Origin of the sequence: Streptomyces sp. Root1310 (assembly GCF_001426425.1) — a bacterium.
Taxonomy (GTDB): Bacteria; Actinomycetota; Actinomycetes; order Streptomycetales; family Streptomycetaceae; genus Streptomyces.
This window is the reverse complement of record NZ_LMEQ01000001.1, coordinates 2,181,092-2,207,266: the sequence shown is the minus strand read 5'-3', so window position 1 is coordinate 2,207,266 and position 26,175 is coordinate 2,181,092. Positions and strand designations below refer to the sequence as shown.

Annotated in this window: 25 protein-coding genes; 12 read left to right on the top strand and 13 right to left on the bottom strand. The window is 71.6% G+C overall.

What is annotated here, in order from left to right; genetic code table 11:
* Positions 1–171: 171 nt before the first annotated feature.
* Positions 172–372 (top strand): hypothetical protein, encoded by a 201-nt coding sequence (locus tag ASD48_RS09590; RefSeq protein ID WP_057600906.1) that lies wholly within the window; start codon positions 172–174, stop codon positions 370–372.
* Here the strand turns inward: ASD48_RS09590 and ASD48_RS09585 are convergent, their stop codons facing one another.
* Positions 373–723: a metal-sensitive transcriptional regulator gene (locus ASD48_RS09585; RefSeq protein WP_057600905.1), complete on the bottom strand. Its 351-nt coding sequence runs from the start codon at positions 721–723 to the stop codon at positions 373–375.
* A gap of 230 nt (positions 724–953) precedes the next feature.
* Here ASD48_RS09585 and ASD48_RS09580 point away from each other — a divergent pair, with 230 nt between their 5' ends.
* A complete protein-coding gene (locus ASD48_RS09580) occupies positions 954–1,574 on the top strand; it encodes a DUF47 family protein (protein WP_057579445.1) in 621 nt (206 codons plus the stop codon).
* 7 nt (positions 1,575–1,581) lie between these two features.
* Positions 1,582–2,580 carry an inorganic phosphate transporter gene (locus ASD48_RS09575; RefSeq protein ID WP_057600904.1) on the top strand — a complete coding sequence of 333 codons (999 nt, stop codon included), beginning with the start codon at positions 1,582–1,584 and terminating at the stop codon, positions 2,578–2,580.
* 749 nt (positions 2,581–3,329) lie between these two features.
* Here ASD48_RS09575 and pstB read toward each other — a convergent pair.
* The 11 genes from pstB to ASD48_RS09520 form a co-directional block, all read right to left on the bottom strand.
* A complete protein-coding gene (gene pstB, locus ASD48_RS09570) occupies positions 3,330–4,106 on the bottom strand; it encodes a phosphate ABC transporter ATP-binding protein PstB (protein WP_020133102.1) in 777 nt (258 codons plus the stop codon).
* A gap of 67 nt (positions 4,107–4,173) precedes the next feature.
* Entirely contained in the window at positions 4,174–5,238 is a 1,065-nt protein-coding gene (gene pstA / locus ASD48_RS09565; protein ID WP_057600903.1) for a phosphate ABC transporter permease PstA, read from the bottom strand.
* Positions 5,235–6,254, bottom strand: a complete 1,020-nt coding sequence (gene pstC, locus ASD48_RS09560) for a phosphate ABC transporter permease subunit PstC (protein ID WP_057600902.1) — start codon at positions 6,252–6,254, stop codon at positions 5,235–5,237. The genes pstA and pstC overlap by 4 nt, the downstream gene beginning before the upstream one ends.
* A 142-nt stretch (positions 6,255–6,396) precedes the next feature.
* A complete protein-coding gene (pstS, locus tag ASD48_RS09555) occupies positions 6,397–7,524 on the bottom strand; it encodes a phosphate ABC transporter substrate-binding protein PstS (protein ID WP_057600901.1) in 1,128 nt (375 codons plus the stop codon).
* 256 nt (positions 7,525–7,780) lie between these two features.
* Complete coding sequence (locus ASD48_RS09550) at positions 7,781–8,212, bottom strand: NUDIX hydrolase (protein WP_057600900.1); 432 nt, start codon at positions 8,210–8,212, stop codon at positions 7,781–7,783.
* A 22-nt stretch (positions 8,213–8,234) separates the two neighbouring features.
* Positions 8,235–9,347, bottom strand: coding sequence for a CHAD domain-containing protein (locus ASD48_RS09545; protein WP_057600899.1), 1,113 nt, complete (start codon positions 9,345–9,347; stop codon positions 8,235–8,237).
* Positions 9,328–11,559, bottom strand: coding sequence for an RNA degradosome polyphosphate kinase (locus ASD48_RS09540; protein ID WP_057600898.1), 2,232 nt, complete (start codon positions 11,557–11,559; stop codon positions 9,328–9,330). Before ASD48_RS09540 ends, ASD48_RS09545 begins: the two co-directional genes overlap by 20 nt.
* A 502-nt stretch (positions 11,560–12,061) precedes the next feature.
* Complete coding sequence (locus ASD48_RS09535; protein ID WP_057600897.1) at positions 12,062–13,084, bottom strand: ABC transporter permease; 1,023 nt, start codon at positions 13,082–13,084, stop codon at positions 12,062–12,064.
* Positions 13,081–14,109, bottom strand: coding sequence for an ABC transporter permease (locus ASD48_RS09530; RefSeq protein ID WP_057600896.1), 1,029 nt, complete (start codon positions 14,107–14,109; stop codon positions 13,081–13,083). Before ASD48_RS09530 ends, ASD48_RS09535 begins: the two co-directional genes overlap by 4 nt.
* Positions 14,106–15,047 (bottom strand): ABC transporter ATP-binding protein, encoded by a 942-nt coding sequence (locus ASD48_RS09525; protein WP_057600895.1) that lies wholly within the window; start codon positions 15,045–15,047, stop codon positions 14,106–14,108. The genes ASD48_RS09530 and ASD48_RS09525 overlap by 4 nt, the downstream gene beginning before the upstream one ends.
* A complete protein-coding gene (locus ASD48_RS09520; protein WP_057600894.1) occupies positions 15,044–15,502 on the bottom strand; it encodes a GntR family transcriptional regulator in 459 nt (152 codons plus the stop codon). The genes ASD48_RS09525 and ASD48_RS09520 overlap by 4 nt, the downstream gene beginning before the upstream one ends.
* Before the next feature lie 121 nt (positions 15,503–15,623).
* Between ASD48_RS09520 and ASD48_RS09515 the strand changes: the two genes are divergently transcribed.
* From ASD48_RS09515 to ASD48_RS09495, 5 genes are all read left to right on the top strand, one after another.
* A complete protein-coding gene (locus tag ASD48_RS09515; protein WP_057600893.1) occupies positions 15,624–16,175 on the top strand; it encodes an RNA polymerase sigma factor in 552 nt (183 codons plus the stop codon).
* 67 nt (positions 16,176–16,242) lie between these two features.
* Positions 16,243–17,085: a hypothetical protein gene (locus ASD48_RS09510; RefSeq protein WP_057600892.1), complete on the top strand. Its 843-nt coding sequence runs from the start codon at positions 16,243–16,245 to the stop codon at positions 17,083–17,085.
* 58 nt (positions 17,086–17,143) lie between these two features.
* On the top strand, positions 17,144–18,022 hold the full coding sequence (locus ASD48_RS09505; RefSeq protein ID WP_057600891.1) for an ABC transporter ATP-binding protein: 879 nt from the start codon (positions 17,144–17,146) through the stop codon (positions 18,020–18,022).
* Positions 18,019–19,569: an ABC transporter permease gene (locus ASD48_RS09500; RefSeq protein WP_079073673.1), complete on the top strand. Its 1,551-nt coding sequence runs from the start codon at positions 18,019–18,021 to the stop codon at positions 19,567–19,569. The genes ASD48_RS09505 and ASD48_RS09500 overlap by 4 nt, the downstream gene beginning before the upstream one ends.
* Positions 19,557–20,276 carry an ABC transporter gene (locus ASD48_RS09495; protein ID WP_242432536.1) on the top strand — a complete coding sequence of 240 codons (720 nt, stop codon included), beginning with the start codon at positions 19,557–19,559 and terminating at the stop codon, positions 20,274–20,276. The genes ASD48_RS09500 and ASD48_RS09495 overlap by 13 nt, the downstream gene beginning before the upstream one ends.
* A 368-nt stretch (positions 20,277–20,644) precedes the next feature.
* Here ASD48_RS09495 and mshD read toward each other — a convergent pair whose 3' ends face one another.
* Positions 20,645–21,571 carry a mycothiol synthase gene (gene mshD / locus ASD48_RS09490; RefSeq protein ID WP_057600890.1) on the bottom strand — a complete coding sequence of 309 codons (927 nt, stop codon included), beginning with the start codon at positions 21,569–21,571 and terminating at the stop codon, positions 20,645–20,647.
* Positions 21,572–21,820: 249 nt separating this feature from the next.
* Here mshD and ASD48_RS09485 point away from each other — a divergent pair, with 249 nt between their 5' ends.
* The 4 genes from ASD48_RS09485 to ASD48_RS09480 all read left to right on the top strand — a co-directional run bounded on the left by ASD48_RS09485 (position 21,821) and on the right by ASD48_RS09480 (position 26,140).
* The gene (locus ASD48_RS09485; RefSeq protein ID WP_057600889.1) at positions 21,821–23,623 is read left to right on the top strand and encodes a bifunctional metallophosphatase/5'-nucleotidase; all 1,803 of its coding nucleotides are present in this window, start codon (positions 21,821–21,823) and stop codon (positions 23,621–23,623) included.
* Positions 23,624–23,871: 248 nt separating this feature from the next.
* On the top strand, positions 23,872–24,006 hold the full coding sequence (locus ASD48_RS45930; protein ID WP_282438179.1) for a hypothetical protein: 135 nt from the start codon (positions 23,872–23,874) through the stop codon (positions 24,004–24,006).
* 100 nt (positions 24,007–24,106) lie between these two features.
* The gene (locus ASD48_RS45925; RefSeq protein WP_282438178.1) at positions 24,107–24,241 is read left to right on the top strand and encodes a hypothetical protein; all 135 of its coding nucleotides are present in this window, start codon (positions 24,107–24,109) and stop codon (positions 24,239–24,241) included.
* A gap of 93 nt (positions 24,242–24,334) precedes the next feature.
* Positions 24,335–26,140 (top strand): ABC transporter ATP-binding protein, encoded by a 1,806-nt coding sequence (locus ASD48_RS09480; RefSeq protein ID WP_057600888.1) that lies wholly within the window; start codon positions 24,335–24,337, stop codon positions 26,138–26,140.
* Positions 26,141–26,175 lie beyond the last annotated feature (35 nt).

Here is a 26,175-nt window from a genome sequence, read left to right as displayed (position 1 = left end):
GCTCGCCGGTGCGGTGTGAGCCTGCGCGCAGGTACGGAATGAGCTGGGCCGGGCGGGCCTGGGCGAGCATTTTCGGCCACCGGGTGGACACAAGGACTAGCCCGTCCGTGCCATGCGCGCGGTGTATAGCGCTCCCTACTCTAGGAAGTCGGTGACGGCAGGGACGAGGTGATGCGCGTGGCTCCGGGCGGCGGTACGGCAGTTCAGGACCACGAGGCCCTCGCCGAGATCGAACTGTGCGGGGAGCTGATCATCGCCGCCTCGGCGGCCGGGGAGGAAAGGCTCAGTCTCGCGAGCATCGACCAGGTGCTGCGGGTGGGGGAGGAACAGGCCGGGGGCGACTCCGGGACGGGGGCCGGTGCGGGACGCTGATCAGGTGCGCAGCAGGCGGCCGATGGCCTTGGTCGCCTCTTCCACCTTCGCGTCGATCTCGGCGCCGCCCCTGAGCGCCGCGTCGGCGACGCAGTGGCGCAGGTGTTCCTCCAGGAGCTGGAGCGCGAACGACTGCAGGGCCTTGGTGGAGGCGGACACCTGGGTGAGTATGTCGATGCAGTAGGTGTCCTCGTCGACCATGCGCTGGAGGCCGCGGATCTGGCCCTCGATGCGGCGCAGGCGTTTGAGGTGCTCGTCCTTCTGCTTGTGGTAGCCGTGGACCGTCCCGGGGGCGTGGTCGGCCTCGACGCCGGATTCGGCGGCGGGTTCGCCGGCCTCTGTGGTCGTCATCGTGTCCTCCAGCGCTCCGGCTCCGCAGATATACCCCTACTGGGTATATCGTACCGAACTTCGGTGGGTATACGCCCCGAGCAGGGACTTCGCCGGCCGCCGACCGGTCGGTCGCCCCCCTCCCGGTCGCTCTGTCCGATGGGCGACACTGGTGGACGGCCCATTAGCCGTGGCCGGATGATGCGCCTAGCATCAGCCTGACCGAAACCGATGCATCCTGAGGACCCCACGTGCGCTTTCGTCTGACCCCCAGGGAGACGAGCTTCTACGACATGTTCGCCGCATCCGCGGACAACATCGTCACGGGCTCGAAACTCCTGATGGAACTGCTCGGGGCGGACCCCGCCGGCCGGGCCGAGATCGCAGAGCGTATGCGGGCCGCGGAACACGCAGGTGACGACGCCACCCATGCGATCTTCCACCAGCTGAACTCCTCGTTCATCACGCCCTTCGACCGCGAGGACATCTACAACCTCGCCTCCTCCCTCGACGACATCATGGACTTCATGGAGGAGGCCGTCGACCTGGTCGTCCTCTACAACGTCGAGGAACTGCCCAAGGGCGTCGAGCAGCAGATCGAGGTACTGGCGCGGGCGGCCGAGCTGACGGCCGAGGCGATGCCGAACCTGCGGACCATGGAGAACCTCACCGAGTACTGGATCGAGGTCAACCGGCTCGAGAACCAGGCCGACCAGATCCACCGCAAGCTGCTCGCGCATCTCTTCAACGGCAAGTACGAGGCCATCGAGGTGCTCAAGCTGAAGCAGATCGTGGATGTGCTGGAGGAGGCCGCCGACGCCTTCGAGCACGTGGCCAACACGGTGGAGACCATCGCGGTCAAGGAGTCCTGAGCACTTAATGGACACCTTTGCTCTGATCGTGACCATCGGCGTCGCGCTCGGATTCACTTACACGAACGGTTTTCACGACTCCGCGAACGCCATTGCCACGTCCGTTTCGACCCGGGCGCTGACGCCTCGGGCGGCGCTGGCCATGGCGGCGGTGATGAACCTCGCCGGCGCGTTCCTCGGGAGTGGTGTCGCGCACACCGTCAGCAAGGGGCTGATCGAGACGCCCGACGGGTCGAAGGGGATGGGGATCCTCTTCTCCGCGCTCGTCGGGGCGATCGTCTGGAACCTGGTCACCTGGTACTTCGGGCTGCCCTCGTCGTCCTCGCACGCGTTGTTCGGCGGCATGGTGGGCGCGGCGCTCGCCGGTGGTACGGACGTCATCTGGTCCGGCGTCCTCGACAAGGTCGTCATTCCGATGTTCGTCTCGCCGGTGGTGGGGCTCGTCGCCGGTTATCTGGTGATGACGGCCATCCTGTGGATGTTCCGGCGGTCCAACCCGCACAAGGCCAAGCGGGGCTTCCGGATCGCTCAGACGGTCTCGGCCGCGGGCATGGCGCTGGGGCATGGTCTCCAGGACGCGCAGAAGACGATGGGCATCGTGGTGATGGCGCTTGTCATCGGCGATGTGCAGGGGGCCGACGATCCGATTCCGGTGTGGGTGAAGATCGCTTGCGCGGTGATGCTTTCGCTGGGGACGTACGCGGGTGGGTGGCGCATCATGCGGACTCTCGGGCGGAAGATCATCGAGCTTGATCCGCCGCAGGGGTTCGCCGCGGAGACGACCGGGGCGTCGATCATGTTCACCACGGCGTTCCTGTTCAAGGCGCCGATCTCGACCACGCATGTGATCACTTCGGCGATCATGGGTGTCGGGGCGACGAAGCGGATCAATGCCGTGCGGTGGGGTGTCGCCAAGAACATTGTCCTGGGGTGGTTCATCACGATGCCGGCGGCGGGGTTCGTTGCCGCGTGCGCGTTCTGGGTTGTGAACGTGGCGTTCCTGTAGGGGGTGCTTGCCCACCCGCCCGCCCGACTCGGTGGGGAGAGGGCTCCCGTCACGGGGCTGTGCCCCGGACCCCCTGCGGGGACTGCGTCCCCTGCACCCCGGGTGCTTGCCCACCCGCCCGCCCGGCTCGGTCGGGTGAGGGCTCCCGTCACGGGGCTGTGCCCCGGACCCCCTGCGGGGACTGCGTCCCCTGCACCCCTGCGGGGACCGGATCCCCTGGCCTCGGGTGTTCACCGGTCCGCCCGGCTNATGGTGGGGAGGGGGCGCCCGTCACGGGGCTGTGCCCCGGACCCCCTGCGGGGACTGCGTCCCCTGCACCCCTGCGGGGACCGGATCCCCTGGCCTCGGGTGTTCACCGGTCCGCCCGGCATGGTGGGGAGGGGGCGCCCGTCACGGGGCTGTGCCCCGGACCCCCTGCGGGGACTGCGTCCCCTGCACCCCTGCGGGGACCGGATCCCCTGGCCTCGNGGGGCTGTGCCCCGGACCCCCTGCGGGGACTGCGTCCCCTGCACCCCTGCGGGGACCGGATCCCCTGGCCTCGGGTGTTCACCGGTCCGCCCGGCTCGGTCGGGAGAGGGCTCCCGCCGCCGGGCGCCCGCCCCACCCCTCCGCCGGGCTTCGCCCCACCCCTCCCGCTCAGCCGCCGGAGGCACACGTGGGCCCGCCCCCCTTCGGGAGGCGGGCCCTTCGCGTCCTCGCGGTGGCACCGCCATGCAGCACCGCGAGGGGTCGGGGGAGGCAGCGGGCGGTCAGCCGAAGCGGCCCGAGATGTAGTCCTCCGTCGCCTGGACCGACGGGTTGGAGAAGATGCGTTCCGTGTCGTCGATCTCGATCAGCTTGCCGGGCTGGCCCACGGCGGACAGGTTGAAGAAGGCCGTGCGGTCCGAGACGCGCGCCGCCTGCTGCATGTTGTGCGTCACGATGACGATCGTGAAGCGTTCCTTGAGTTCGCCGATCAGGTCCTCGATCGCCAGGGTGGAGATGGGGTCCAGGGCCGAGCAGGGCTCGTCCATCAGGAGGACCTTCGGTTCCACGGCGATGGCGCGGGCGATGCACAGGCGCTGCTGCTGGCCGCCGGACAGGCCTGAGCCGGGCTTGTTCAGGCGGTCCTTGACCTCGTTCCAGAGGTTCGCGCCCTTGAGGGACTTCTCGACGACGTCCGCCAGTTCCGACTTCTTGTAGCTGCCGTTCAGCCGCAGGCCCGCGGCCACGTTGTCGAAGATCGACATGGTGGGGAACGGGTTCGGGCGCTGGAAGACCATGCCGACCTCGCGGCGGACCGAGACGGGGTCCACGCCCGAGGCGTACAGGTCCTCGTCGTCCAGGAGCACCTTGCCCTCGACCCGGCCGCCCGACGTCACCTCGTGCATCCGGTTCAGCGTGCGCAGGAACGTCGACTTGCCGCAGCCGGAGGGGCCGATGAAGGCCGTCACCGAGCGCGGTTCGACCGTCATCGAGATGTCCTCGATCGCCTTGTGGGATCCGTAGTAGGCGGTCAGACCGCTCACATCGATTCGCTTCGCCATTTTTTCTACTTCACTTCCAGTCAGTCGCTGAGGGGGCCCCGCGCGGCGGTGGCCGCTGATCGCTGTTTCAGCGACCGGTCTTCGGGGCCTTCCAGCGGGCGATGCCGCGGGCCACCATGTTGAGGATCATCACGAAGGCGATCAGGGTGAGCGAGGCCGCCCAGGCACGGTCGTAGGCCGCTGTCGAACCCGCGCTCTGTGCGTACTGCTGGTAGATGTACAGCGGGAGCGACGCCTGCGCACCCTCGAAGGGGTTGGCGTTGATGAACGGGTTTCCGAAGACGAGGAGGAGTACCGGCGCCGTTTCGCCCGCGATACGGGCGATCGCCAGCATCACGCCCGTGATGATGCCGCCGATCGAGGTCGGGACTACCACCTTCAGGATCGTGCGCCACTTCGGGACGCCCAGGGCGAGGGACGCCTCGCGCAGCTCGTTCGGGACCAGCTTCAGCATTTCCTCTGTTGAGCGTACGACGACCGGCATCATCAGGATCGCCAGGGCGAGGGAGCCCGCGAAGCCGAAGGGCTGCATGTCGAGCATCAGCATCAGGCTGAGGATGAACAGGCCCGCGACGATCGACGGGATGCCGGTCATGACGTCCACGAAGAACGTGACCGACTTCGCCAGGCCGCCCCGGCCGTACTCCACCAGGTAGATCGCCGTGAGGATGCCGATCGGGGCACCGATCGCGGTCGCCAGGCCCACCTGCTCCAGGCTGCCGAGGATCGCGTGGTAGATGCCGCCGCCGGCCTCGCTGTCCGCCACCACGCCCATCGAGTGGGTGAGGAAGTAGACGTCCAGGACCTTCACGCCGCGCTGGATCGTCGTCCAGAGGAGGGAGACCAGCGGGACCACGGCCAGCAGGAACGCCACCCAGACCAGGCTCGTCGCCACCCGGTCCTTCGCCTGGCGGCGGCCCTCCACCTTCGCGGCGATGCCGAAGGTGCCGAGGATGAAGAGGATGCCGGCGATCAGGCCCCACTGGACCTTGCTGTCGAGGCCGCCGGCGAGGCCGATGCCGATCGCGAGGGCGAGCGAGCCGGCGGCGATGGCCCAGGGGGACCACCGCGGGAGGCTGGCGCCCTGGAGCGTGCTCGGGGACTTGTCGGCTACTGCTGCTGCGTGGCTCATGCGTTGGCCCCCGAGTACTCACTGCGGCGGGCGATGATCATGCGTGCCGCGCCGTTGACCAGCAGGGTGATGACGAACAGGACCAGACCGGAGGCGATGAGCGCGTCCCGGCCGAACTCGGTCGCCTCGTTGAACTTGCTGGCGATGTTCTGGGCGAAGGTGCCGCCGCCGGGGTTGAGGAGGCTGGCGTGGATGTCGAAGTCGGGGGAGAGGACGGTGGCCACCGCCATCGTCTCGCCCAGCGCGCGGCCGAGGCCGAGCATCGAGGCGGAGATGACTCCGGAGCGGCCGAAGGGGATCACCGACATACGGATGACCTCCCAACGGGTGGCGCCCAGCGCCAGGGCCGCCTCCTCGTGCATCTGCGGGACCTGGCGGAAGACCTCGCGGCTGACGTTGGTGATGACCGGGAGGATCATCACGGCCAGCAGGATGCCCACCGTGAGCATCGAGCGGGGGGCGCCGTCGTCCCAGGAGAAGACGCCGGTCCAGCCCAGGTAGTCGTTCAGCCAGCCGAAGAGGCCGTCCATGTGCGGTACGAGGACCAGCGCGCCCCAGAGGCCGTACACGATGGACGGGACGGCGGCGAGCAGGTCGATCACGTACGCGACGGGGCCGCTCATGCGACGCGGGGCGTAGTGCGTGATGAAGAGGGCGATCGCGACGGCGATCGGGACCGCGATGACCATCGCGATGATCGACGAGACCACCGTGCCGAAGGCCAGGACCGCGATGCCGAACTTCGGCGGGACGAGGCTGGTGTTCCACTCGAAGGTGGTCAGGAAGTTGGCGTCGTCCTTGCTGATGGCGAGGTACGCCCGGTAGGTGAGGAAGACCGCGATCGCGGCCATGATCACCAACAGGAAGATGCCCGAGCCGCGGGAGAGGGCGAGGAAGATCCGGTCACCGGGTCGGGTGGCACCGCGCGCCGCGCGCTTCTGCTCGGCGGTCACGGCCGGCGGGGCGGCAGGGGGAGGCGTGTCGTCCGTGTCTGTGTGCTGTGTCGATATGTTCATGGAGGTCTCCGGTCTGCGGAGCCGCCTGCGGGTGTGGGGGCGGCTCGGGTGGGGCCGGGTTACGGTCGGCCCCTGGCGGCGGTGCACCGGACGGGTGCGGTCCGGACCGGGTGTCCCCCGGCGCCGGACCGCACCGCTGGGATCAGCTCAGGCCCTCGATGGTGGTGCGGACCTTGGTGATGATGGCGTCGGGGATCGGCGCGTAGTCGATGCCCGACAGGATGCCCTGGCCGTCCTCGCTGGCGATGTAGCGCAGGAACGCCTTGGTGGCCGGCAGGGTGGCGGACTTGTTGCCCTTGTCGCAGGCGATCTCGTACGTGACCAGGGTGAGCGGGTAGGCGCCCTCGGCCTTGGTGTTGTAGTCCAGCTTCAGCGACAGGTCGCTGCCGGTGCCGACGACCTGCGCGGCGGCGACGGCCTTGGTGGCGCCGTCGGAGGAGGCCTTGACCGGGGCCGATGCGCCCGTGTCGACGGCGACGGTGCCCAGACCGTCCTTGGCGTACGACAGCTCCATGTAGCCGATCGCGCCGTTGGTCTGCTTGACGCCCTGGGCGACACCGGAGGAGCCGGCCGCGGCCTGGCCGCCCTTGGCCTGCCAGGCCTTGCCGCCCTCGTACTTCCAGTTGTCCGGGGTGGCGGCGATCAGGTACTTGGTGAAGTTGTCCGTGGTGCCGGACTCGTCCGAGCGGTGGTACGGCTGGATCTTGAGGTCGGGCAGCTTCGCGTCGGGGTTGAGCTTGGCGATCGCGGCGTCGTTCCAGTTGGTGATCTTGCCGTCGAAGATCTTCGCGATCGTCGCGGCGTCGAGGACGAGGTTGTCCACGCCCGAGACGTTGTAGGCGACGGCGATCGGACCGGCCACCATCGGCAGGTCGATGCCCTGGCCGCCGGTGCAGACCGACTTGGAGGCGGTGACGTCCTCGGGCTTGAGCGCGGAGTCGGAGCCGGCGAAGGCGACCTGGCCCTGCGTGAACGCGGTGACACCGGCGCCCGAGCCGGAGCCCTTGTAGTTCACCTGGACGCCCGAGCAGGCCTGGGTGAAGTTCTTGACCCACGCGTCGATCGCGTTCTTCTGCGCGGAGGAGCCGTCGGCGAGCAGCTGGCCCTTGGCGTCGTCACACTTGATGGACCCGGCGGCCGCGGTGGCGGAGGAGCTGCTGCCACTGCCGGAGCCGGTGTCGTCGGAGCCGCACGCCGTGAGGGCCAGGGCGCCGGAGACGGCGAGAGCACCGAGGGAGAGAGCCCGCCGGTTCATGCGCTGAAGCTTCACTTGAGGAAGATCCTTCCAGGAGCCGCCGTCCTGAATCCGGCGGCGTGCGGAGTGTGCGGAAGTCTGCTCGGCACGGACACGACCACCCGGGTCGCGCACCGCACCGCGTAAGGCCGAAATTAGGCAGAACAGGTGAAGGCGCCTACGGGCGCGAGTGAACGGGGGGTGAACCCCTGGGGACGGTGCGGTTAGGTCACGGAACGCTCACGTCGAGGACACGAGGCGATTCCGGCGGCCGGCCGGTTCCGCCCACCCGTTATGCCAGGTGCAGGACGTACAGCAGGGCGTCCACGAGGGTGCGGTCCCTCGGCTGGGTGAGGCGGTCCCGGGCGGCCGGCGGAGGGAGCCAGAGGAGGCGGTCCACCTCGTCGTTGGGGGCGAACGCGCCCGACACGGCCTCGGCCGCCCAGTAGCGGACCTGCTTGGGGCGGCCGTTCGCCTCGTAGTCCACGGTCGGCAGCCGGGTCCCGGGCACCGCCCGGTAGCCCGTCTCCTCGAGGACCTCCCGCAAGGCCGCCGCGAGCGGGTCCTCGGCACGTTTCAGCTTGCCCTTGGGGTGCGACCAGTCGTCGTACTTGGGGCGGTGGACGAGACAGAGCTCGAGCCCGCCGTCCGCCGGTGAGCGGCGCCACAGCACACAGCCCGCCGCCTGGACGGGGAAGCCGTCGGGGTTGTCCGCGGTGCTCACCTGGTCCTCACCACCTGTCCGGTCAGGGTGCGCCGATGGTCTGCTTCTGCCACGACCGCTGGAACGCGTACCGCGCCGCCTCCACCTCATGCCGCTGATCCGCGTGCAGCACGCCGAGCGCGTACGCCGTCGCCGGGGCGATCCGGGGGGTGCGGGCCGCCTGGGCCGCGGCGGAGGACGCCTCCGAGGCGTCGCGGTGCCGGTCGAGCGCCTCGCCTGCCGCGAGCAGACGGACGTCCAGCGGGGTGTTCCGGCCGTGCACGACCTCACAGGAGTAGCGGTGCAGCCGCAGCAGCAGGCGGACCTGGTGCCAGGGCGCGTCCTGCGGGTGCGGGGCCGGGTCCGGGGAGAGGCCGTGGACCAGGGCCTCCGCGTTGTACGGGCTGCCCGCGGTGACGAGCGGCAGCGCGGTGACCGCGTCGGCGAGGCGTTCCCGGGCCGCGCCGGCCAGGGGGCGCAGATCGGTGTCGGGCGCGGTGGGGGTGAGCGGGACCTCGCTGGCGAGGACGGCGACCTTGTCCGCGACCGCGTGGAAACGGGACGAGCCGAGGGCCTGGAGGGCGGTGGAATGGGCCCGGGTGCGGGCGAGGGTGAGCTGGCGGTCCAGGAGGGCGCCCGCCTTCGCCGCGCCCACGGTGAGGTTCCCGCGGTCCGGGGTCGCCGGGTGGACGGCGGCCCGGGCGGCCGGGCCCGGACCGGCCGGGCCCGCCGCGCCGACCGGTTGGCTGGGTACCGGCGCGGCGCCCGACAGCCGGTTCAGCGCCAGCAGCAGCCGCTCCAGGCGGGCCCCGTACGCGTGCTCCAGCGCCAACGTGCCCGACAGCCAGGCCAGTTCGGGGCGCATTCCCTCCGACCACTCGGGCTCGAGGAGTGGTCGGAAGGTGTGCAGGCTGCCGCTGATCCGACGGGCCGAGCGGCGCAGGGCGCGCACGGCGTCGACGCGCACCTCCGCGCTCGCCGGACCACCCGTCGAGGCCCCCGACGAGCCGTTCGGCACGGCGCCGCCCGTCTCGCGGTGCAGGCGCAGTGCGCGGAGGAACTCCGTGGCCTGGCCCCGGAGATAGCCCGCGAGGGCGTCTCCGGTGGACACGGGCCCGGCCGTGGGGTCCGTCAGGTCATGGTGTCGCTGTGCCACGCCGGCGCCTCCGGGCGTCTATGAGCATCTCCTGGACGTTGCGCAGGGGCGCGCCGTCCGCGTCGTGCGAATGCCGGATCCACTCGCCGTCGGGGCCGAGGTGCCAGGAGGCGGTGGAGTCGGACATGCCCGTTTCCAGGAACCGGTTCAGGGACGCCCGGTGAGCCGGGTCGGTCACCCTGACCAGGGCCTCGATACGGCGGTCGAGGTTGCGGTGCATCATGTCGGCGCTGCCGATCCACACCTCGGGCTCTCCGCCGTTGCCGAAGCCGAAGACCCGCGAGTGCTCCAGGAACCGGCCGAGGATGGAGCGGACCCGGATGTTGTCCGACAGACCCGGCACGCCCGGGCGCACCGCGCAGATGCCGCGCACCCACACGTCGACCTGCACGCCCGCCTGGGACGCGCGGTAGAGCGAGTCGATGAGGGCCTCGTCGACGATCGAGTTGACCTTGATGCGGACGTGCGCGGGGCGTCCCGCGCGGTGGTGCTGGATCTCCTTGTCGATGCGGGCGATCAGGCCGTCCCGCAGGGACTTGGGGGCGACGAGGAGACGGCGGTAGGTCTCGCGGCGGGAGTAGCCGGAGAGCCGGTTGAAGAGGTCGGAGAGGTCCGCGCCGACCTGCGGGTCGGCGGTGAGCAGGCCGAGGTCCTCGTACAGCCGGGCCGTCTTCGGGTGGTAGTTGCCGGTGCCGACGTGGCAGTAGCGCCGCAGCGTGTCGCCTTCCTGACGGACCACCAGCGACAGCTTGCAGTGCGTCTTCAGGCCGACGAGGCCGTAGACGACGTGGCAGCCGGCCTCCTCCAGCTTGCGCGCCCACTTGATGTTGGCGTGCTCGTCGAAGCGGGCCTTGATCTCCACCAGGACGAGGACCTGCTTGCCGGACTCGGCGGCCTCGATGAGCGCGTCGACTATCGGGGAGTCGCCCGAGGTCCGGTACAGGGTCTGCTTGATCGCGAGGACCTCCGGGTCCAGCGCGGCCTGCTCCAGGAACGCCTGCACGGACGTCGAGAAGGAGTCGTACGGGTGGTGCAGCAGGACGTCCCGGCTGCGCAGGGCCGCGAAGATGTCCGGCGGGGACGCCGACTCGACCTCGGCGAGGTCGCGGTGGGTGCCGGCGATGAACTTCTTGTACTTCAGCTCGGGACGGTCGAGACCGTGGATGCGGAAGAGACCGGTGAGGTCGAGCGGGCCCGGCAGCGGATAGACCTCGGCCTCGCTGATCTTCAGCTCGCGCACCAGCAGGTCGAGCACCTCACGGTCGATGGACTCCTCGACCTCCAGGCGCACCGGCGGCCCGAAGCGGCGCCGCATGAGCTCCTTCTCCAGGGCCTGGAGGAGGTTCTCGGCGTCGTCCTCCTCGACCTCGAGATCCTCGTTGCGGGTGAGCCGGAACGCGTGGTGCTCCAGGACCTCCATGCCCGGGAAGAGCTCCTCGAGGTGGGCGCCGATGACGTCCTCGATGGGGACGTACCGGCCGGGGGAGCTCTCCAGGAAGCGGGACAGCAGCGGCGGCACCTTGACGCGCGCGAAGTGCTTGTGGCCGCTGACCGGGTTGCGCACGACGACCGCGAGGTTGAGCGAGAGACCCGAGATGTACGGGAAGGGGTGCGCGGGGTCGACGGCGAGCGGGGTCAGCACCGGGAAGATCTGGTGCCGGAAGAGGGTGAACAGGCGTGCCTGCTCCTTCTCCGTCAGTTCGCCCCAGCGGACCAGGTGGATGCCCTCCTCCGCGAGGGCGGGGGCGATGTCCTCGTGATAGGTCGCGGCGTGCCGGGCCATGAGCTCGCGCGAGCGGGCCCAGATCATCTCCAGCACCTCGCGCGGCTGGAGGCCGGAGGCCGAACGGGTGGCGACGCCGGTGGCGATACGGCGCTTCAGACCGGCCACCCGGACCATGAAGAACTCGTCCAGGTTGCTGGCGAAGATGGCGAGGAAGTTGGCCCGCTCGAGGAGGGGCGTGTTCGGGTCCTCGGCGAGTTCCAGAACGCGTTCGTTGAACGCGAGCCAGCTGCGCTCCCGGTCGAGGAATCGGCCCTGCGGCAGCTGGGGGCCGTCGTACGGCGCCTCCTCGTACGTGTCGAGGTCGGCGTCGATGTCGGGCTCGAGATCGGAGACCACGGCGGAGACGGTGTGCGGGCGGTGCGCGGCTATGGAGCCCACGGAGGGCTGCGCGTGCTGGACCTCGGCCTGGGCGTCTGACTGGCTCATGGACCCATTCTTCCGCGCCAGGAGCGTGACAGGCGCGTCGGAACGTGCGGGCGGGATCGCGTGGGGACTTCCGTGGGGCTGATTTCCCCCGGGAGGCGGCGAAGGCTCGGGCACGGCGGGCTTCATTCGCCGAGCGTCGCAAGGTCGTCTGAACCGATGGTTACGGTGACATGGCGTGCGGGATATCGGGGAGCGGCTCGCGGGGGTCGATGCCGTGGGGCGCCGGGCGGCGGGCGGACGGACTGCCGGGGAGGACGTGTCGGCGGCGGCCGGGCGGCGGAGGACCTGTCGGAGGCGGCCGGGCGGCGGGCTGCGGCGGCGCGGGCTGGTCGCCGTGTGCGGGCGGTCCTGGCGGCGGGGTGTGCTGCCGGGTGCCCGTGGGGTGAGTCGTGCGGCGGGGCGTGGTGTGTGCCGTGTCGGGTGGGGTCCCTCCCCCCGTGGAGGGACCTCCATACCCGCACCCCGGGGCCCGGGGTGCGGGTATGGAGGCAGGGGGGCCGGATCAGGCCGCGGAGGCGGTGGCCGTGCGGCGGCGCAGGAGGAGGAACGCGGCGGCGGTGGCGAGGGCGGCCACGGACAGGACGACGCCGGTCTCCACGAGCTGGATCGGCCAGTAGTGGGACTCGGGGTGGTAGGTCGTGTAGTAGCCGGTGACGCCCAGGTCGTCGAGGCAGCGCCGGGCTTCGGCGACCGTGCCGTCGCAGTTCCAGTAGTCGACGTCCGGGGTGCGCCGTCCGCGGACCAGCACACCGTTCTCCAGCTCCCAGGCGTTGTCCGGATAGTCGACGGCGTCCGCCGCGGAGGTGCGGGTGACGGCGGGCCAGAAGGACCCGCGGTACCGCGCCACGACGAAGGAGAACAGCCCGCTCGCGGCGACGGAGACGGCCAGTGCGGGCAGCGCGCGGCGCAGCACGAGCGCGGTGAGCACGCCGAGGGCGAGTGCGCACAGGACGTACGCGAGGCCGGCCGGACCGCGTGAGAGGTACGCGTCGTCGCCCATCCACCCGTTGTCCGTCAGGGCCCGGTGGGCGCCCCAGGCCCAGCGGTACACCAGGGTCAGCACGGTGACGCCGGCCGACAGGGCGAGCGCGGGGACGGCGAGCTTGGCGGTGAGCCAGCGGGCGGGGGTGATGCCCTGGGCCCAGGCGAGGCGGGCGGTGCCGTTCTCCAGCTCGCGGCCGATCAGCGCGCCGCCCGCGAAGGCGGCCACGGCGAGGAAGCAGTAGGAGATCAGCAGGCCGACCCAGCCGAGGGACTCGCTGTAACCGACCCAGCCGATGGTCATGTCGCACAGGTCCTGGCCCGCACGCTCACAGGCCTCCCAGGCCGCGCGTTCCTCCTCGACGGCGATCTCGGTGAGCCACACCAGCCAGCCGCTCAGGGCCAGTACGACGGCTGCCCAGCCGAGGAGGCCGGTGCGGTGCAGGCGCAGCACGGTGCGGACGGTGCCCCAGGCGGTGCGGCCGCCCCCGCCGCTGCCGCGAGCCGGTCTGTGCGGCGCCTCCTCGGCGGCGACGGCGGTCATACGGAGGCCCCCGTGCCGACGCGCGCGGTGGAGGCGGTGGTGCGCTTGAGCAGGACGAACGCCGCCACGGCGAGAGCGGCGGCCACGGCCGCCACGACGGCGGTCGTGGTCAGCTGGAGCGGCCAGTAGTGGGACTCGGGGTGGTAGGTCGTGTAGAAGCCGGTGGCGTCGAGCTCGGCGTAGACCGCCTGGCAGGTGGAGGAGACGGAGGTCGGCCCGCAGCCTGGATCGGCCATGTGCGCGCCGGTGGCGGTGACCAGGCCCGAGTCGACGCCGAGGCCCGAGCCCCGGTAGCCGTCGGCGAGGCTGGTGACGCGGGTGACGGCCGGCCACAGGTGCGGCATGAGCTGGTCGGCGAGGAACCGCACGGCGGCGACGCAGGTGAGGGCGAACGTCAGCGCGGGCAGCGTACGGCGCAGCAGCACGCCCCCGAGGGCGCCGGCGGCCAGGCCGGTCAGGGCGAAGGCGACGGTGGTGGGCCCGTTGGTGTGCAGGGTGAGGTTGTCGTACCAGGTCTTGGCGGTGTCGATACGGCCGTCGCCCGCCGACCACATCAGGCGGTGCAGCGTGACCAGCAGTCCGGTGCCCGCGGCGACCAGGACCGTCGGCACGATCAGCTTGGTGGCCAGCCAGCGGGCCGGGGACAGGCCCTGGGTCCAGGCGAGCTGGGCGGTGCCGTGCTCCAGCTCGCGGCCGAACAGGGCGGCGCCCGCCCAGGCCGCGACGACGAAGGGGAGCGCGGTCAGCGCGCCGGTCGTGTACATGTACACGCTCTTGTAGCGGACGATCGAGTCCTGGTCGTAGTGGCAGTCGCGGTAGTCGTTGCAGGCCTCCCGGTACTGCCGCCAGGCCGCGACCGACGAGTCGGTCAGCGGACCCCACAGCCACACCAGGGCGGCGGCGAGGACGGCGACGACGCCGATCCAGACGTACAGGGCGGGCCGGTGCAGGCGGAGCAGCCAGCCCGCTCCGGGGGCGCGGCCGGTGGTGGCCGAGGCGTCGGGCGACAGGGCGAGTGCGGTCATACGGCGGCCTCCTCGGGCTCGGCCGGGGTGAGCGGGGCGGCCTGCGGGTTGCGCAGATAGGCGAGCACGAGCTCCTCCAGGGAGGGCGTCGAGGTGCGCCAGTCGGCGGCGAGCGGGCCCGCGGGGCGCACCAGGGCGGTGAGCTGGCGGCCGGTGACGCGGGACTCGACGACGGTGTGCGGGGCCAGTTCCGGCAGGCCGCCCGGGGCGCTGTCCGGGGAGACGCCCGCGGGGGCGGGCCCGGTGGCGCCCGTGGTGGTGCTCACGCGCGTGTGGGCGGCGAGCAGGTCGTCGATCTCACCGGCGAGGCGTACCCGGCCGCCCCCGACCAGCAGCAGGTGGTCGCAGGAGTCCTCCAGCTCGGCGACGACGTGCGACGACATCACGATCGTCGTGCCGTGCTGCGCCGCCCGCGCCATCAGGGTGCCCATCAGTTCGTGCCGGGCCAGCGGGTCGAGGTCGGCCATCGGTTCGTCGAGGAGGAGCAGCTCGGGCCGCTTGCCGAGGGCCAGGGCGAGCGCGACCCGGGTGCGCTGGCCGCCGGAGAGGGAACGGATCTTCTTCCTGGGGTCGAGATCGCCCGCGGAGACGATCCGCTCGGCGGTCTCGGCGTCCCAGCGCCCCGGGTTGAGATCGGCGCCCACGCGCAGGGTCTCGGCGACGGAGAGCTGGGGGTACAGCGGCTTGTCCTGGGCGACGTAGCCGACACGCGCGCGGGCGGACGCAGGATCCGTGCCGAGGACGGTGACCCCACCCTCGGTGGGGGCCAACAGACCCGCGGCGAGGGCGAGGAGCGTGGACTTGCCCGCGCCGTTGGGGCCGACGACGGCACAGACGCGCCCGGAGGGGAGGCGGAACGTGCAGTCGCGCAGCGCCCAGCCCCCGCGCCGGCCGAAGCGCTTGCCGAGCGCGGTTGCCGCCATGGCGGTGTCGGTCATGAAGGGTCTCCAGAATTCAGGTCGGGCCGGTCGTGCATGTCGGTTCGGCTGTGCCGGTCGGTTCGGCCGTTGGGGTCCGGCACGGCGAAGTGCTCGTCGAGTACGGCGGTGAAGAGCGCGGCCACGTCGTCGCGGTCCAGTGCGGCCTCCCGGGCCCGGACGGCCCAGGCGTCCAGTTCCGCGCGCAGGGGCGAGTCGGCCGGGGTGGTGTTCAGCCCGCGCCGCACGAAGGTGCCGACACCGCGCCGGGCCTCCACCAGCCCGTCGCGCTCCAGCTCGCGGTAGGCCTTCAGCACGGTGTTCGGGTTGATGGCCGTCGCCTCGACGACCTCGCGGGCCGTGGGCAGCTTGTCGCCGGCCTGCAGTACGCCCAGGCGCAGGGCCTGCTTCGTCTGCTGGACGATCTGGACGTAGGTGGCCACGCCGCTGTGCCGGTCGATGCGGTATTCGACCACTGGACAACCACCCTTTCACTAATTGAGTAGTGAAAGGGTGGTGGAAGGTGGTGCCCGAAGTCAAGAAAAAATCGTGCGGCGAACCGTGAACCGATCGGCGGGGCCCGTCCGATGAGGGGATGTGAGCGAAACGAGAAGCGACGGGGAGCTGCTGCGGGCCATCGCGGCAGACCGGGACCGTCACGCCTTCGAGGAGCTGTACCGGCGGTACGCACCCTGGCTGACCGCCCGCCTGCGCGGCCGCTGCGCGGACGCCGGGACGGTCGACGACGTCGTGCAGGAGACCTTCCTCGCGGTGTGGCGCGGCACCGCCCGCCACCGCCAGGACGGCTTCTCCGACGACGCCGCCGGCTGGCTGTGGCGCATCGGCTCGCGGCGGCTCGTCGACGCCGTGCGCGGGGACGGGGCGCGCGGCCGGCTGCGCCAGGCGCTCTACCGGCTGCGCCACCGCGACGAGGCCTCGGCGGAGGAACGCGTGCTCGCGGGGGTGGAGCACGGGGACCTCGCCGGGGCCCTCACCCGCCTCTCGCCGGAGCTGCGGGCCGTCCTCCAGGCGACCGTCATCGACGGCCTCACCACCCGGGAGGCGGCCGTTCTGCTCGGCATCCCGCCCGGCACCGTCAAGACGCGGGCCCTGCGTGCCCGCAAGCAACTGCGGGAGGCGCTGGCATGAGGCGGCACGTGTGCGGAACGGACCTGCGCGGACGCGTGGGCGACGGACAGTCGAGGGAGGTCGTGGCATGACGTGGCATGTGGCTGAAGAAGACCTGCGGGCGTACGCGCACGGCGAGTTGGCGCCGCCGCTGCTGTGGTCCGCCGACACCCACCTCGCCGCGTGCGCGCAGTGCCGGGCCCAGCTCGCGGGGACCACCGACCCGGTCGCGCTGGACGCCGGCTGGGAGCGGCTGGACGCCGAGCTGGACGCACCGCGGCAGGGCCTGCTCGAGCGGCTGCTGGTGCGGCTCGGCGTGGCCGACCACACCGCGCGGCTGCTGACGGCCACGCCGGTGCTGCGCCGCTCCTGGCTCCTGTCGGTGCTGTTGCTGCTGGTCATGACGGTGCTGGCGGTACGCATGGCGGACCAGCCGGCGCTGTTCCTGGCACTCGCCCCCCTGCTCCCGCTCGCCGGGGTCGCCCTGTCGTACGGCCCGTCCCTGGACCCGACGTACGAGATGGCCGTCGTCGCCCCGCTGCACGGCTTCCGGCTGCTGATGATCCGCACGGTCGCGGTGCTCACCGCGGGCCTGGCGTTCAACGGCCTGGCGACGCTGGCGCTGCCGGGGTACGGGCTGCTGGCCCTGGCCTGGCTGCTGCCCGCGCTCGCCCTCACCGCGACGGGACTCGCGCTGACCGCCCGGCTCGGTCCGGTCGTCGCGCCCGGCCTGGTCGGCGGCGCGTGGGTGGCGCTGCTGGTGGTGGCGAAGAGCCAGGTGCACGCCCACGACGTGCTCGCCCCGTTCACGGTGGCCGGCCAGTCGGCCGCGGCGGCCGTGGCGGCCCTCGCCGCTCTCCTGCTCTACCAGGCCCGCGACCGCTTCGACGCCCGCCCCCTGGGCGGCTTCCCGGACGGCGGCGCCGGGTGACGCGGCCCGCCCGCACGGCCCCCGCCCCGCCCGCCCACCGGACTTCCAGGAGCTTCACATGACCACCGCTTCCACCGGCCCCGCCACCCTGACGGCCACAGACCTCTCCCTGCGCTTCGGCGGTACCCGCGCCCTCGACGGGGTCTCGCTGCGGCTGACGCGCGGTGTCACCGGGCTGCTCGGCCCCAACGGCGCCGGGAAGACCACCCTGTTGCGGGTGCTGGCCACGGCCGTGCCGCCCGACGGGGGCGCGTTCACGGCCCTCGGGCACGACCCCGGCACCGCGGCCGGCCGCCTCGCCCTGCGCCGCACGCTCGGCTATCTGCCCCAGACCCCCGGCTTCCACCCGGATTTCACGGCTTTCGAGTTCGTCGACTACGTGGCCATCCTGAAGGAGCTGACCGACCGTGGTGCCCGGCTGCGCGAGGTACGACGCGTGCTGGAGGCCGTCGACCTCTCGGAGGTGCGCGGCACGCGCATCAAGCGGCTGTCCGGTGGTATGCGGCAGCGCGTCGCCCTGGCCGCCGCGCTCGTCGGCGAGCCCGGCTTCCTGGTGCTGGACGAGCCGACGGTCGGCCTCGACCCCGAACAGCGCATGCGCTTCCGTGAGTTGATCGCCCAGGCAGGCGAGGGACGCACGGTACTGCTGTCCACCCACCAGACGGAGGACGTGGCGATGCTCTGCCACCGGGTCGTGGTGCTGGCCCAGGGCCGCGTCCACTTCGAGGGCACCCCCGCCGACCTGACCGCCCGCGCGGCCGGCCGGGTCTGGAGCAGCACGGAACGCGACCCGAACGCCCTGGCGGGCTGGCGCACCGGCACCGGAAGCTTCCGCAACATCGGCGATCCGCCTGCCGGCGCCGAACTCCTCGAACCCACCCTGGAGGACGGCTACCTGCTCGCCCTCGACGGCGAGAGCGCGGAGGTGGCGGCGTGAGCACCACGAACCCGACGATCACGGAACCCGCCGCCACGCTCACCGAGCCGCCGCGCGAGGGCCACCGCGCCAGGGCCGTCCTCGCCCTCGCCCGCTTCGAGACCCGTGAACTGCTGCAGCAGATCCCGGTGCTGTTCTTCTTCGCCCTGTACGTCGTCCTCACCGCCCTGCGGCTGATGAGCAGGGACGGCATGGACGACTTCCCCGTCCTCAACACGGTCGACCGCCGTACCCAGGCGATGCCGCTGCTGTTCGCCCTCGCCGTGTTCATCTGCGCCAACGCGGCCGCGCTGCGTTCGCGCAAGCACGGCACGGTGCAGCAGTTCGGGGTTCTGGCCATGGAGCCCTGGCGGCGCACCCTCGCCCATGTCCTCTCCGTGATCCCCTACGCGGGGCTCACCGCGCTCGTCGTCGCGGCCGAGTACACCCGGGAGGCGCTGAGGCCCGGCGCGATCGGCCACGGCTCCTTCGGTGAGCTGGCAGTCGGCCCCCTGAGCGTCCTGCTGGCCGGCGTCACGGGCGTGCTGCTGGCCCGACTGCTGCCCTCCCCTTTCGTGCCCATACTGTTCGTCATCGCCGTGTACGTGCTCGGCGTCCTGGTCTCCGGGCTCGTCGACGTCCGCCAGGAGTGGGTGGCGTGGCTCGACCCGGTCCAGTTCTTCTCGTCCAGCGGCGGCGACCCGGTCCCCTCCGACCTGCTGGGCCGTCCGGCCGGCTGGCACGCGCTGTACGTGACGGGTCTGTGCGCCGTGCTGAGCTGTGCGGCGCTGCTGGTCGCGGGCGGTCGCACCCGGGCCGTCAAGGCGGTGACCGCGCTCGCCCTCGCGGCCACCGCGGCCGGTGTGGTCGGCCAGCTCCCGGGTGACACGGCGGCTCTGGACGCGGCACGCAGGACGGCGTCCGAGTCCCCGGAGAAGGTCCAGTCGTGCGTGACGCACGACGGCTCGACGTACTGCTCGTTCCCCGAGTGGAGCGGTGTGCGGGACGACTGGGCCGAGGTCGTCGACCGCGTCAGGTCCGGGGCCGGCGGCGCGGCGGAGGCCCCGCTGACGGTCCGCCAGCGCATCTACACGGACGGCGGAGTGGAGACGGACGGCGCCCTGGACCCCTCGGCCACTCCCGGCGAGGTGACCGTCGGTACGCGCTGGGGCGGCAACCGCGTCCCCGAGTTCGCGGTCGGTGTCGCCACGGTCCTGGTGGGGGGCTCGGAGGACGTCACGACCGAGCCGATGTGCGACGCCCGCGCGGTGACCATCATGTGGCTGGTCCTGGGCCAGGACCCCGACCCGACGGCCACCTTCCGGAACGTCCGGCTGGACGACAGCACCACCGGCTCGGGCGTGGTCCTGGCTCCGACGAACGGACTGAGCCTGTCGGCCCCGCAGACGACGGTGATCCGGGAACTGCTGGACCGGCCGCGTGCCGAGACGACGGCCCGGGTCAAGGCCCACTGGACGGAACTGACGTCCGCGAGGACGACGACCGCCCAGGCCGCGAAGCTGCTGGGCGTCGAGGTGCCGAAGGAGGCGGACGAGTGCGAGGAATAGCGCAAGCGGCGACGACGAGGTGGGGGCTCCCGGCGGAACTGGTGCGGTCCCTGGTGCGGCCGGTGTGGCGCGGCCTCCCCCGGCGGGCGCTGACCACGGCCGGCGGGCTGGGCCTGCTGCTCGCGGGCGCCACCCGGCTGCCGGACCACGCTCCGGACGCCGAACTGGGGCGGCTGGTCCTGCGCCTCACCGCCCTCGCCGGCGCAGTGGGCCTGGCCTTCGTGCTGGACGACCCGGCCCGCAACACCACGGCGACGACACCGGTGGGCCGCCCGCGGCGAACCGTGCTGCGGCTGGCCGTCGTCGCCCCCCTGGCGGCCCTGTGGTGGGCGGCGGTTCTGCTCCTGACCCCTGCCCCGACCCGCCCCGCGCTCGGCCCGGCCACGCTCGAGGCCGCGGGGACGGCCTGCGCCGCCCTCGTCCTCGCGACGATCGCCGTCCGTTTCACACAGACGGCGGAAGTGGGCAGGAGTACGGCGGTCCGGCTGGGGGCGGCGGCCGCGGTGGCGGTCCTGGTCCCGAACCGGTGGGGCCTGCTGGGCACGCCCCAGGACCCCTACTGGGCGGCGACACAGGTGAGATGGGCGGTGGTGCTGGGGGTGGCGGTCACGCTGAGCGTGCTGTGGACACCGGAGCCGCTGCGGGGACGACCCCGTAGACCCGGCCCGGCCCGGCCCGACCCGTCCTGCGGCCGCCTCTCCGGCTGAGGCCCCGGACCTCGGGGCGAGACCCCGGCCCTCGGCTATGGCCCCGGCTCTCGGCTGAGGCCCGGCTGTCGGGGCGAGGTCCCGGCTGTCGGCTGAGGCCCCTGCTCCCGGGTGAGGCCCGGCTCTCGGCTGAGGCTCGGCTCTCGGGGTGAGATCTAGGCCGTCGGCTGAGGCCCCGGCTCCCGGGGGTGAGGCTCCGGCCCTCGGCTATGGCCACGGCTGTCGGCTGAGGCCCGGCTGTCGGGGTGAGGCCCCGGCTCTCGGGTGAGGCCCGGCTCTCGGGGTGAGATTCAGGCCCTCGGCTGAGGCCCCGGCCCTCGGTTGAGGTTCGGGCTCCCGGGGAGTGACTCAGGCTCTCCGCGGCCGGCTCAGGTCTCCGTCCGGTACATCAGGTCCGTCTCATGGGTGATGAACCCCAGCCGTTCGTACACCGACACCGCGGCCTTGTTGTCGGCGTCGACGTACAGCATCGCCGTCGGCAGGCCCTGCGCCGCGAGGTGCCGCAGACCGATCGTGGTGAGGGACTTGCCGAGGCCGCCCCCCTGCTCGCCGGGGGCGACCCCGAGGACGTACACCTCACCGAGCTGCTCCTCGGCGTGCACCTTCGTCCAGTGGAAGCCGACCAGCAGCTCGCCGCGGAAGGCGAGGAAGAAGCCGGCGGGGTCGAACCATGGCTCGGCCCTGCGGGCGTCGAGGTCGCGCTGGGTGAGGGAGCCCTGCTCGGGATGGTGGGCGAACGCGGCGGCGTTGACGGCGAGCCAGGCGGAGTCGTCCTTCCCGGGGACGAAGGCACGGACGGTCACGCCCTCGGGCAGCACCGGATCGGGCAGGTCGAGGTCGGTCAACGGCCGCCGCATCTGGCGCAGTTCGCGGAACAGGGAGAGCCCCAGGACCTGGGCGAGGTGCCGGGCCGCGGAGTGACCGCCGTGGGCCCACACGCGAAGCCGCTTGCCGGAGGCGGCGAGCAGGGCGGAGCCGAGCGCGCGGCCGTGTCCGTGGCCGCGGTGCGAGGGGTGGACGACCAGTTCGGCGGCGGGTGCCTCGACCGGATCGGTGTCCTCCAGCTGGGCGTAGCCCACGAGTTCGCCGCCGAGGGTGAGGACCAGGTGGGAGACACCTTCGCGGGCGCCTCCGCGCAGCTGGAGGCGGCCCTGTTCGGACACCGCCTGCTGGCCGTCCGTCCGGGCGGCCTCCGCGAGCAGTTCGAGGACGGCCTCGGTCTGTTCGGGGGAGAGCTCGGAGTGGGTCTCGATGGATCGGGAGCCGGGGATCCGTGCGATGTCGTCGCTGGTCATGCGTACGAGGGTAAGGGGCGGGACGCACAAAGTGGCGGCAAGGGGAGAGGCGGAAGGCTGCGGTCCGGAAAGGCAAAGCAGAGGGTAAGCGCAGGACAAAGGGAAACCAGGATGTAACCAAGAACCCCCTGTCGCGCTACGCGCGTTGACCCTAGGCTGCGCCGGACGGGGCCACTTCCTCATACGTCCCCCAGGGCCGGTCGGGCCCGGGGGACGCAGACACCACAGGCAGACACCTCAGGGGGGCGCATGCCAGCCACTTCCCAGCCGCATCCGAACGGCAGACGTCGTACGTACCGTCTTCTCGCGGCCGCCGCGGGTCTCGCCACCGCCGGTGCCATGGCCGCCGCGCTCCCGGCGGACGCCCACGACACCAAGCACTCCAAGCCGCTGCCGAGCCGCTACCAGGACGTGCAGCTGCTGTCCTTCAACGACCTGCACGGCAACCTCGAGCCGCCGTCCGGCTCCTCCGGCCGGGTCACGGAACTCCAGGCGGACGGCACGACGAAGACGATCGACGCGGGCGGTGTGGAGTACCTCGCCACGCACCTGCGTGAGGCCCGCAAGGGCAACACGTACTCGGTCACCGCGGCCGGCGGCGACATGGTCGGCGCCTCCCCGCTGATCTCGGGCCTCTTCCACGACGAGCCCACCATCGAGGCGCTGAACAAGCTCGACCTGGACGTCACGTCGGTCGGCAACCACGAGTTCGACGAGGGCGCCAAGGAACTGGCCCGGCTCCAGAACGGCGGCTGCCACCCGACGGCCGGCTGCTACACGGACCAGAGTTTCCAGGGCGCCGACTTCCCGTACCTGGCGGCCAACGTCCTGTCCGAGAAGACCGGGAAGCCGATCCTCAAGCCGTACTTCGTCTGGAAGAAGAAGGACGTCAAGATCGGCTTCATCGGCGTGACGCTGGAGGACACCCCCGGTGTGGTGTCCGCCGAGGGCGTCAAGGGCCTGAAGTTCAAGGACGAGGTCGAGACGATCAACAAGTACGCCAAGGTGCTGCAGAAGCAGGGCGTGAAGTCGATCGTGGCGCTGATCCACGAGGGCGGTCTGCCGGCCTCGGGCTCCTACAACTACAACTGTGACTCGCCGGGCGCGGGCGCCGGTATCTCCGGCCCGATCGTCGACATCGCGAAGAACATCACGCCGTCGGTGGACGCGCTGGTGACGGGTCACACCCACGCCGCGTACGCGTGCACGATCCCGGACCCGTCGGGCAAGCCGCGCACGGTCACCTCGGCCGCGTCCTTCGGCCGGCTGTACACGGACACCACGCTGACGTACGACCGCTTCACCGGCGACATCGCGCGGACGGCGGTCAAGTCGGCGAACCACGTGGTCACCCGGACCGTCGCCAAGGCGCCCGACATGACCGAGCTGATCAGCAAGTGGAACACCCTGGCGGCCCCCGTCGGCAACCGGGCGATCGGCTACATCTCCGCGGACGTGCCCAGCACCGGCACCGAGTCGCCGATGGGCGACCTGATCGCGGACGCCCAGCTCTGGTACGGCAAGGGGCTGGACCCGGAGACGGACCTCGCGCTGATGAACCCGGGCGGCGTCCGGGCGGGCCTCACCTACGCGGCCAAGGGCAGTGAGGGCGACGGCGTGGTGACCTACGCCGAGGGCTTCACCGTCCAGCCGTTCTCCAACACCGTCAACCTCCAGGACTTCACCGGCGCCCAGCTGATCCAGGTCCTCAAGGAGCAGGTGAGCGGGACGAACGCGAGCGCGCCGAAGATCCTTCAGCCGTCCGCCAACCTGGCGTACACGCTGGACCTGACGAAGAGCGGCGCCGACCGTGTCGTCACCGACTCCATCAAGCTGAACGGCGCGGCGATCGACCCGGCCGCCACCTACCGCGTCGCCACGAACAGCTTCCTCGCGGGCGGCGGCGACGGTTTCACCACGCTGGGCCAGGGCACGAACGACCTCGTCGGCGCCGACGACCTGACCGCGCTGGAGCAGTACCTGCTCGCCAACTCCTCGGCCACGGGCCCGATCGCCCCGCCGACGGCGAACCGGATCGCGATCGTGCAGTAACCCTTTCTGCAGGACAGTCAAGAGGCGGCCGCGTCACCGACGCGGCCGCCTCTTCGTATTAAGACCTGTGTGAGTTCCTGGTTGGTTCCCACTGCTGCCTGAAAACTCGTCTCAGCCGCAATTCATCGAGGTCTAAGCGGAATTGGCTTTCTCCTCTCCGGTCGTCCCGTAGTGTTTTCCATGTCGAAAGCGAACGACGCGAAAGCGAAGTGAGCGAAGTAAGCGAACAGCGTGAACGGAGAAACACCATGAGCTTCCACAAGATCACCCCCGTCAAGAAGGCCCGCAAGGCCGCTGCCGTCGCGGCCCCGAAGCCCGTCGCCAAGAAGAAGGCCGCGAAGAAGGTCGCCCCGAAGCGTCGCCCGATCTCCCACAAGGGCTGATGCCGCAGCCGCCTCGGTCGACACTGTTGCAAATCCGCGACAAATAAGCCGCTCGTAAAAGCAACATATTCAGCGCCTGATAAATGGAGAGGTAATTCCCATGAGCTTCCACAAGATCACCCCCGTCAAGAAGGCCCGCAAGACGGCTGCCGTCGCGGCCCCGAAGCCCGTCGCCAAGAAGAAGGCCGCGAAGAAGGCCGCCCCGAAGCGCCGCCCGGTCGCGCACAAGGGCTGACGGCACGCCACGAGGCGGGGTCACCGGTGCGAGCCGGTGACCCCGCCTCGGCCGTGCCGTTCGTACACGCAGGGAGTCGAGGGAGTTGCTGACATGAGGGAAGCCCGTGAGGCCTTCCGCCGCTTCTGGCCGCTGACCCGCGGTGACCGCGGATGGATGCTGGTGATCGTGGGGTGCGTGGTGGTGTCCGCGCTCGCCGAGACGGCATCCATCCTGCTGTTCGCCGAACTCACCGACAACGCCCTGGCGGCCGGCTCGCTCAGCGCCTTCTGGGGTCCGGCCGGCGCCTGGCTGGGTGTCGCCGCGGTCGGCGCACTCGTCGGCTACCTGGGCAACTCGCTCGCGACCTGGACGGCGGAACGATTCGTCCTCCGGCTGCGCGCGAACGTCTTCGGGCACGTCCAGGACCTCCCGCCCCACTTCTTCCAGCGGCACCGCCGCGGCGACCTGGTGGAACGCCTCACGGGAGACGTGGAGGCCATCGAACAACTGGTCGTGTCGGGCGTGGTCGGCACCATCTCAGCGGCCTTCTCGGCCGTCTTCTACGCGGCGGCGGCCCTGTGGCTCCGCTGGGACCTGGCCCTCGCCACCTTCGTCCTCGCCCCGCTCTTCCTGCTCGCCGCCCGCCGCTTCTCCGGCCGGATCAAGCAGGCCTCCCAGGACGAACGCGTCGCCGACGGCGCGATCACCTCGGTGGTGGAGGAGTCGCTGGGCAACGTCGTGCTGACCCAGGCGTACAACCGCCGCCGCGACGAGGAGCGGCGCCTCGACAAGGAAGCCCGCGCGTGGATGCGGGCCAGTGTGCGCGGTGCGCGGCTGAGCGAGATGTACGAGCAGTTCGTCGAGGTCGTCGAGACCCTCTGCGTGCTGTCGGTGATCGGCCTCGGCGTCTGGGAGATCTCGGCCGGCCGGATGACCCTCGGCGCCCTGCTCGCCTTCGCCGCGTTCATCGGCTACCTCTACCCGCCGGTGCGCAACCTCGGCCAACTCGGCCTGACGGTCACCGCGGCCACGGCGGGCGCGGAACGCATCGCGGAACTCCTGGACGCACAGCCGTCGGTGCGGGACCCGGACGTCCCCGTCCCCGCCTGGCCGGTCCGGGGCCGGGTCAGCCTGCACGGCGTCTCGTTCCGCTACCCCGACGCGGCCCGCGAGTCGCTGCGGGACGTGACCTTCACCGCGGGCCCCGGCGAACTGGTCCTCGTCACGGGCGCGAGCGGGGCCGGCAAGTCCACCCTCTCCAAACTCCTCACCCGCTTCTACGACCCCGACGCGGGCGTCGTCTGCCTGGACGGGGTCCCGCTCACGGACGTCCCGCTGGAGTTCGTCCGCGAGAACACGGCGCTGCTCCCCCAGCAGACCCTCGTCCTCAACGGCACGATCCGGGAGAACATCGCGTGCGGCCGCCCGGGCGCCACGGACCTGGAGATCGAGCGCGCGGCCAGGTCGGCCGCCGCCCACGAGTTCGTCGCCGCCCTCCCCGACGGCTACGACACCCACATCGCCCCCGGCACCGCGGCCCTCTCCGGCGGCCAGCTCCAGCGCGTCGCCATCGCCCGTGCGATGCTCCGCGCGGCCCCGGTCCTCGTCCTCGACGAACCCACCGCCGGCCTGGACTCGGTGGCCGCCCGGCAGATCGTCCAGCCCCTGCGCCGCCTGATGTCGGGCCGCACCACGATCATGATCACTCACGATCTGAGCCTTGCCCGCGACGCCGACCGCATCCTGGTCGTGGACGAGGGGCGGCTGCTGGACGCGGGAACGCACGACGAGCTCATGACCCGCTGCGCGGTCTACACCAGGCTGGTCGAGCCGTGGTCGGAGCCGGCCCGGCGGACCACGGCGGCGCACACGGGGGAGAAGCGGCCCACCGACGACACGCTGGCACTGCGGCTGTGAGACAGCCCCGTCGGCGCCGCCGGTACCGCCGCGCC

What these genes read in the sequence shown, in the direction of transcription:
- ASD48_RS09505 (WP_057600891.1), top strand. Translation starts at nt 17,144, where the DNA reads ATGACCACCGCTTCCACCGGCCCCGCCACCCTGACGGCCACAGACCTC.
- ASD48_RS45930 (WP_282438179.1), top strand. Translation starts at nt 23,872, where the DNA reads ATGAGCTTCCACAAGATCACCCCCGTCAAGAAGGCCCGCAAGGCCGCT.
- pstC (WP_057600902.1), bottom strand. Translation starts at nt 6,254, where the DNA reads ATGAACATATCGACACAGCACACAGACACGGACGACACGCCTCCCCCT.
- ASD48_RS09510 (WP_057600892.1), top strand. Translation starts at nt 16,243, where the DNA reads ATGACGTGGCATGTGGCTGAAGAAGACCTGCGGGCGTACGCGCACGGC.
- ASD48_RS09540 (WP_057600898.1), bottom strand. Translation starts at nt 11,559, where the DNA reads ATGAGCCAGTCAGACGCCCAGGCCGAGGTCCAGCACGCGCAGCCCTCC.
- ASD48_RS09585 (WP_057600905.1), bottom strand. Translation starts at nt 723, where the DNA reads ATGACGACCACAGAGGCCGGCGAACCCGCCGCCGAATCCGGCGTCGAG.
- ASD48_RS09485 (WP_057600889.1), top strand. Translation starts at nt 21,821, where the DNA reads ATGCCAGCCACTTCCCAGCCGCATCCGAACGGCAGACGTCGTACGTAC.
- ASD48_RS09575 (WP_057600904.1), top strand. Translation starts at nt 1,582, where the DNA reads ATGGACACCTTTGCTCTGATCGTGACCATCGGCGTCGCGCTCGGATTC.
- ASD48_RS09530 (WP_057600896.1), bottom strand. Translation starts at nt 14,109, where the DNA reads ATGACCGCACTCGCCCTGTCGCCCGACGCCTCGGCCACCACCGGCCGC.
- ASD48_RS09535 (WP_057600897.1), bottom strand. Translation starts at nt 13,084, where the DNA reads ATGACCGCCGTCGCCGCCGAGGAGGCGCCGCACAGACCGGCTCGCGGC.
- pstA (WP_057600903.1), bottom strand. Translation starts at nt 5,238, where the DNA reads ATGAGCCACGCAGCAGCAGTAGCCGACAAGTCCCCGAGCACGCTCCAG.
- ASD48_RS09480 (WP_057600888.1), top strand. Translation starts at nt 24,335, where the DNA reads ATGAGGGAAGCCCGTGAGGCCTTCCGCCGCTTCTGGCCGCTGACCCGC.
- mshD (WP_057600890.1), bottom strand. Translation starts at nt 21,571, where the DNA reads ATGACCAGCGACGACATCGCACGGATCCCCGGCTCCCGATCCATCGAG.
- ASD48_RS45925 (WP_282438178.1), top strand. Translation starts at nt 24,107, where the DNA reads ATGAGCTTCCACAAGATCACCCCCGTCAAGAAGGCCCGCAAGACGGCT.
- ASD48_RS09525 (WP_057600895.1), bottom strand. Translation starts at nt 15,047, where the DNA reads ATGACCGACACCGCCATGGCGGCAACCGCGCTCGGCAAGCGCTTCGGC.
- pstB (WP_020133102.1), bottom strand. Translation starts at nt 4,106, where the DNA reads ATGGCGAAGCGAATCGATGTGAGCGGTCTGACCGCCTACTACGGATCC.
- ASD48_RS09590 (WP_057600906.1), top strand. Translation starts at nt 172, where the DNA reads ATGCGCGTGGCTCCGGGCGGCGGTACGGCAGTTCAGGACCACGAGGCC.